The sequence below is a fragment of the Sphingobium sp. L-44 genome, assembly GCF_056859495.1.
Genome location: NZ_JBSXOQ010000023.1, coordinates 1 through 6,048, shown reverse-complemented (window position 1 = coordinate 6,048; position 6,048 = coordinate 1). Strand labels below are relative to the sequence as shown.

Annotated in this window: 7 protein-coding genes and 1 riboswitch; of the genes, 3 read left to right on the top strand and 4 right to left on the bottom strand. The window is 62.0% G+C overall.

All coding sequences use genetic code 11. The annotated features are described in order from the left end of the window. Positions 1–191 precede the first annotated feature (191 nt). From AC13EK_RS01110 to AC13EK_RS01100, 3 genes are all read left to right on the top strand, one after another. Positions 192–506, top strand: a complete 315-nt coding sequence (locus AC13EK_RS01110) for a hypothetical protein (RefSeq protein WP_483021978.1) — start codon at positions 192–194, stop codon at positions 504–506. A gap of 291 nt (positions 507–797) precedes the next feature. Continuing rightward, positions 798–874, top strand: a riboswitch (Fluoride riboswitch). Positions 875–898: 24 nt separating this feature from the next. Further along, positions 899–2,290, top strand: coding sequence for a voltage-gated chloride channel family protein (locus tag AC13EK_RS01105; protein ID WP_069335823.1), 1,392 nt, complete (start codon positions 899–901; stop codon positions 2,288–2,290). Then, complete coding sequence (locus AC13EK_RS01100) at positions 2,290–2,628, top strand: putative PII-like signaling protein (RefSeq protein WP_139149918.1); 339 nt, start codon at positions 2,290–2,292, stop codon at positions 2,626–2,628. The genes AC13EK_RS01105 and AC13EK_RS01100 overlap by 1 nt, the downstream gene beginning before the upstream one ends. Positions 2,629–2,710: 82 nt before the next feature. On the opposite strand, the gene AC13EK_RS01095 is transcribed toward AC13EK_RS01100, so the two are convergent. From AC13EK_RS01095 to AC13EK_RS01080, 4 genes are read right to left on the bottom strand one after another with little or no spacing between them, the layout of a single operon-like run. After that, positions 2,711–2,815, bottom strand: a complete 105-nt coding sequence (locus tag AC13EK_RS01095; RefSeq protein ID WP_081331594.1) for a DUF2474 family protein — start codon at positions 2,813–2,815, stop codon at positions 2,711–2,713. After that, positions 2,815–3,813: a cytochrome d ubiquinol oxidase subunit II gene (gene cydB / locus AC13EK_RS01090; RefSeq protein ID WP_069335822.1), complete on the bottom strand. Its 999-nt coding sequence runs from the start codon at positions 3,811–3,813 to the stop codon at positions 2,815–2,817. The genes AC13EK_RS01095 and cydB overlap by 1 nt, the downstream gene beginning before the upstream one ends. Beyond that, positions 3,810–5,204, bottom strand: coding sequence for a cytochrome ubiquinol oxidase subunit I (locus AC13EK_RS01085; protein WP_069335821.1), 1,395 nt, complete (start codon positions 5,202–5,204; stop codon positions 3,810–3,812). Before AC13EK_RS01085 ends, cydB begins: the two co-directional genes overlap by 4 nt. Positions 5,205–5,216: 12 nt before the next feature. Further along, positions 5,217–6,002 (bottom strand): sulfite exporter TauE/SafE family protein, encoded by a 786-nt coding sequence (locus AC13EK_RS01080; protein WP_069335820.1) that lies wholly within the window; start codon positions 6,000–6,002, stop codon positions 5,217–5,219. Between the last annotated feature and the right edge of the window lie 46 nt (positions 6,003–6,048).

The following is a 6,048-nucleotide window of genomic DNA, read 5'->3' as shown; positions in this document are numbered from 1 at the left end:
CGTGTGACGTGTGGTAACTCCACCTTACCGATGAGCCCGGTGGCCACCGAGTTCGAAATCGCATGGGGTTGGGCATGCCCAACCCCATGCGATCACCTCAATCTACACCGGAAATTACACCACGAGCGCGGACGCTAACCGCGCGGCGGGCGTTCTATGCCTATTTCTCTACGCACGTTCGCGGGCCTCGAATGGCAAAATTGGATGGCGAACTGCGTAATGCGCTTCGCGCGCTGCGCTTGCCTCGCGTAATGCAATGGCACGAGTTCATTGCACAGCGCCCGATGGCTAGCCAAAGCGTGACCGATAGGAATGTCGCGTCGCAAACTAATGCCTCGCTCCGGATTGATCGGCCCATCGCCAAATCGCCGAGGCTTGCACAAAGTGATCAAAAGGGCAGCTCAAACGTCAAGCCGATGGATAGGGTCGAGCCGGTCCCTGCCGAGGCAAATGATCTTGAGTGGCTGATCGCGCTGCAGCGACAAAGGTCAGGGCCTGGACGATGAACTGCGTGAGATATGGCTTGAGCATAAAACAGCCAGGCCCAGGCAGGACGAGGCTTGGCTGCCCCGCTACAGTCTGATCTGATTTGGCAGCTTAGCGCCCAATCCAAGCTGTTCAATTGGAAAAGTCACGCGCCTACGAGCGGTCAGTCCGGTTATAGCCGAGGCTAGGACAAAGCTGCCATCTCTGGCGGCCTCACCGACCGGCAGGTTCAGCCTATAGCGGCCATTCACGGGTGTCCCAAAAACAATGGTATTGCGGGAATTGACGTTGCTGCATTGCAGCGACATATATTCTGTCAAGGCGATGGATTCCCGCCGGGTCATTTGACCGAACCACCCTTGCAAGGGCCGATGATTCCTACTTGGCGCCGCTAGGCAGCAAAGGAGGAATTGTGCGCGCGACGTTTCGCAATCTGTACCAAGAGTTCAACGTGGCGGCGTTCTTTTGCGACCGGCATGACCATGCCATGTCGGTGGTCCGGTGGACGCTTATCCTGCTGCCGATGGCGGCGCTGGTCGGGACATTGTGCGCGGCCTTCCTGTGGAGCCTTGATGCCGCCACACAGGCCCGCTTCGACCATCCGTGGCTGCTGTATTTCTTGCCAGTGGGCGGGGCAGCCATCGCGCTTCTTTACCATCATACCGGGCGCTCGGTGGAAGCCGGCAATAACCTGATCGTCGAGCAGATACATGAGCCCGGGGGCGGCGTGCCGCTTCGCATGGCGCCACTGGTTTTCCTCGGCACCATCGCAACGCATCTGTTCGGCGGCTCGGCGGGACGCGAGGGAACCGCTGTGCAGCTCGGCGGCAGTCTCGCTAGCGCCGTCGCCGGCCTGTTCTGTCTCGACGTATCTGGCATCCGCATCCTGCTGATGGCTGGCGTCGCGGCGGGCTTCGGCGCGGTATTCGGAACGCCCTTGGCAGGGGCGGTGTTCGCCCTTGAAGTGCTGGCTCTAGGCCGCGTTGAGTATGCCGGGATCATACCGTGCCTGCTCGCGGCGCTAGTCGGGGACTGGACGTGTCATGCCTGGGGCATCCACCACACGCCCTATCACATCGCCTATGCCGGCCCCGCCACAGGCGCGCTGCTGGGCGAGCCGTTGATGCTCCTCAAGGCGACTGTCGCGGGCGTTGCTTTCGGGCTGGCCGGCCTCGTCTTCGCAGAAGCGAACCACGCATTCGGCGGCTTTTTCAAGCGGCGCATACCTTACGGACCGGCCCGTGCTGCCCTGGGCGGCGTGTTGGTGATCGCGCTCGTTTGGATCATCGGGACCCGCGCCTACCTTGGGCTTGGTGTCTGGTCCGCCATTCCCGGTGATCCGACGATCGCCGGCTTCTTCACTGGCCCGGTCGATCGTTGGAGCTGGGCGCTCAAGATGCTGTTTACCGTCGCGACACTTAGCGCGGGCTTCAAGGGCGGCGAGGTGACGCCGCTGTTCTTCATCGGTGCTGCGCTGGGCAATGCCCTTGGCTGGCTGCTCGGCGCACCGCTCGACCTGTTCGCAGCGCTCGGCTTCGTCGCCGTATTCGCCGGCGCGGCCAACACGCCACTGGCCTGTACGATCATGGGGATCGAGCTTTTCGGCGCCACCCATGCCGTGCCAATCGCGGTGGCCTGCTTCGTCGCCTACATCTGCTCGGGCCATAACGGCATCTACCTGTCGCAGCGGATCGCCGTCCCGAAGCATCCCGCCCGCGCTCATACCGGCACGGTGACGCTGCGCGACGCTCGCGCCTCCCGCCGCAGCCTAAGCCCCTCCAACGCTGTCAAGGAGCACAACTGATGCACCACAAGGTCACGTACAGCGAGATCGGGATGATCTGCATCTACATGAAACCATCCGACAAGGCTGCTGGCTCGCGGAGTTTCTGGTCGCGCAAGCCGCTTGTACCGGGAGCTGGTCACTCAGGCGAACCGCGACGGCATCATGAACGCCGTCGCCATCACACCCACTACGGCTACAGCAATCACGGCACGATCCGGGAAAACGGCTTCGAGATTTCCGATCCGCACCTGACGATGTGCGTTGAGCTGATCGGCCAACGCGGCGAGCTGGAGCGCTTCCTGCGCCTTCATGATACCGGTGATCTGCCCCGTGGGGCTCGGGGCGGCGCTATCTAGGGATCGACGTAGAAGACGCGCTCGCCCTCGCTGAAAATACCGAAATTTGAGTGTTGGCTCCTCGCCTATGGCGAGCGGCCATTTAGCGTAGCCACCAGCGGAGCAGTCCGCCCACAACCGCCAATGCGGAAACGCTCGCAGCCCAAATGCCGACGAACCATCCAAGGCGACTTAGCCAGAGAGGCATCAGTGATACCCTTCCGTGCCGATCTTGCCGCGAAAGACCCAATAGGACCAAGCCGTGTATGCCAGGATCACGGGCACCATGATCGAGGCTCCAACCAGCATGAACAACTGACTGCGGACGGGCGCTGCCGCTTCCCAGATCGTAACCCGCGCCGGGACGACGTCGGGCCAGATCGAGACGCCGAGCCCGACCAGGCACAGTCCGAACAGGGCCAGCGCCCAGAAAAACGGCTGTGCATCGCGCTTCAACCGGAGGCTGCGATAAAACAGGAATGTCACGATAAGCGTAGCAAGCGGCACCTGCGCTGTCGCAACCACGCCCGGGAAGCTCAGCCAGCGCTGATAATATTGCGCTTCAAGCCGTAGTGTGGCGAGGCTGATGATGCCGATCATGATGAGCAGACCAATCCCGAGCCGCCCGGCGTAAGTAACCGTCTGCCGCTGCAATCCGCCTTCGGTCTTCCAGTTGAGCCAGCAGGCGCCGAGCAGGGCATAGCCGACCAGCAGGCCGACGCCGGTCAGGAGGCTGAAGGGCGACAGCCACTCCCACCAGCCCCCGGCATAGCTGCGCCCGTCGACCGTGATGCCCTGCAGCAGCGCCCCGAGCGCAACGCCCTGCGCGAAGGTGGCGATTACCGAGCCTGTCGTGAACGCCCTGTCCCAGAAGGCGCGATGCGCCGGATCGCGCCAGCGGAACTCGAATGCCACGCCGCGAAACACGAGCCCCAGCAGCATGGCGATCATAGGCGCGTAAAGCGCGGGAAGGATGATGGCATAGGCCAACGGAAATGCGGCAAACAGGCCGCCTACGCCCATCACCAGCCAGGTTTCGTTGCCGTCCCAGACAGGCGCGATGCTATTCATCGCCGTGTCGCGGTCCTGCCCGACCTTGAAGAAGGGGAACAGGATACCGATGCCGAGGTCGAAGCCGTCCATCACGACATAGGCGATGATCGCAAAGCCGATGATGCAGGCCCAGATAACGGTGAGGTCGATCATGCCGAAGCTCCCTCGATGATGGCCGGCGCCGGGGTGATCCCCGCACTGCGAATGGGCGCGTCGCTCGGCGGGGGTTCATGCGCTTCAGGCGGCTTGTTCATGAGATGAAGCAAGTACCAGATGCCCATCCCGAAGACGGTGAAATAGACGACTACAAAAGCCAGTAGCGACGAGGCAACCGCAGGGGCATCGAGCGGCGAGGCGCTCTGGGTGGTCCTGAGCAGCCCATAGACCGTGAACGGTTGCCTCCCGACTTCCGTCACGATCCAGCCTGACAGCACGGCAATCAGTCCCGACGGCCCCATGAGGACAGCGAAGCGATGCAGCAGCGGCCAATCGTAGAGCGCTTTGCGCCAACGCGCGATCAGGCTCAGGAGTCCGATTCCGAGCATTGCGAACCCGATGCCGACCATCACGCGGAACGCCCAGAAGACGATACCGACAGGCGGACGATCAGTTTGCGGCACCGTATCGAGACCCTTCAAGGGCGCATCGAGTTGGTGCTTCAGGATCAGCGACGACGCCTTGGGTATCTCTATGGCATAATCCACCCGCTGTTTCGCGCTATTGGGAATGCCGAACAGGATCAAAGGCGCACCGTTCGGATGGCTCTGAAAATGGCCTTCCATCGCCATCACCTTCACCGGCTGATGCTCAAGGGTATTGAGCCCATGCATGTCGCCCGCAAAAATCTGGATGGGGGCTACGATGGCAGCCATCCACATCGCCATGGAGAACATTTTGCGCGCGCCGGGATTGCAGCGGTCCTTGAGAAGATGCCAGGCACCCACCGCGCCCACGATGAAAGCTGTCGTCAAATAGGCGGCAAGGACCGTGTGAAAGAGCCGATAGGGGAAGCTGGGATTGAAGATGATTGTCAGCCAGCTCGGTCCCGGCAGGAACTGGCCGTTTGCGCCGATCTCATACCCCACCGGCGTCTGCATCCAGCTGTTGACCGACAGGATCCAGAATGCGGAGATAAAAGTCCCCAGCGCTACTGCAAGCGTCGCGACGAAGTGCAGCTTGCGGCCGACCTTGTTGATGCCGAACAGCATGACGCCGAGGAATCCGGCCTCCAGGAAGAAGGCGGTCAGCACCTCATAGGCCATCAGCGGGCCGATAACCGGGCCTGCTTTGTCGGAGAAGACCGACCAGTTGGTACCGAACTGATATGACATGACGATACCCGAGACGACGCCCATCGCGAACACGACGGCGAATATCTTCAACCAGTAGCGGAACAGGTTGGCATAGACGCCCTTGCCGGTCTTCAGCCACAGAGCTTCGAGCACTGCCAGATAGCTCGCCAGCCCGATAGAAAAGGCCGGGAAGAGGAAATGAAAGCTCACGGTAAAGGCGAACTGCGCCCTTGCGAGAATGATGGCGTCCATGAATATCCCCGTTCAGCTGGCTAGTTCGGACCAGCTCTTGAATAGCATGTAGATGGCGACGACAAGCACGAAGACTGCAAAGAGGCTGTTCAACCGGCCTTTCTCGGCGGCCAGCACCTGCGACGCACGCGTGCCGATCACGCTTCCGATAATGCCGCCCACAATGAACACGCCGGCTAGGCCCCAAAGGACATAGCCCGAAAGCGCGTAATTGAGCGCCGTCGTCAGGCCGAAGGCCGCGACCGCCACGAGCGAGGTACCGATCGCGCGCAAAATGGGCATGTGGGTCGACGCGATCAGGCCCGGTACGATGAGGAAGCCGCCGCCAATCCCGAAGAAGCCGGAAAAGGCGCCGGTGCCGAGACCATAGCCGACGACCTTGCCAACATTCTCCCGGTTGCACTGCGCGCCCTCAACGCCCTGGTCGCCGCGACCGCGAAACATCAGCACGGCCACGACGATCATCAGAATCGCGAACAGAAAGAGCAGCTTGTGCCCATCGATGCTCTTGCCGAGCGTCGAGCCGCCGAGCGCACCGACGGCGCCGGCAGCAGCATAGATCCCCCCGCATCGCCAGTTCACGGTGCGGGCATGGGCATGGTTCCATAGGCCAGCAAGCGCATTGGCCGCGACGGCCAATGCACTGGTGCCGATCGCCTCATGCGGATTGCGGACGCCTACGAGATATAGCAGCAGCGGCACAGCGAGGATCGACCCGCCGCCCCCGACAAGCCCGAGGACAAAGCCCACCAGCGCGCCTGACAGTCCGCCGAGGGCATATTGAAGCGGCTCAAGCATGGCTCAGTGCGCCGCTTCGATCGCGTGCGGCGCGACCATCCATTCC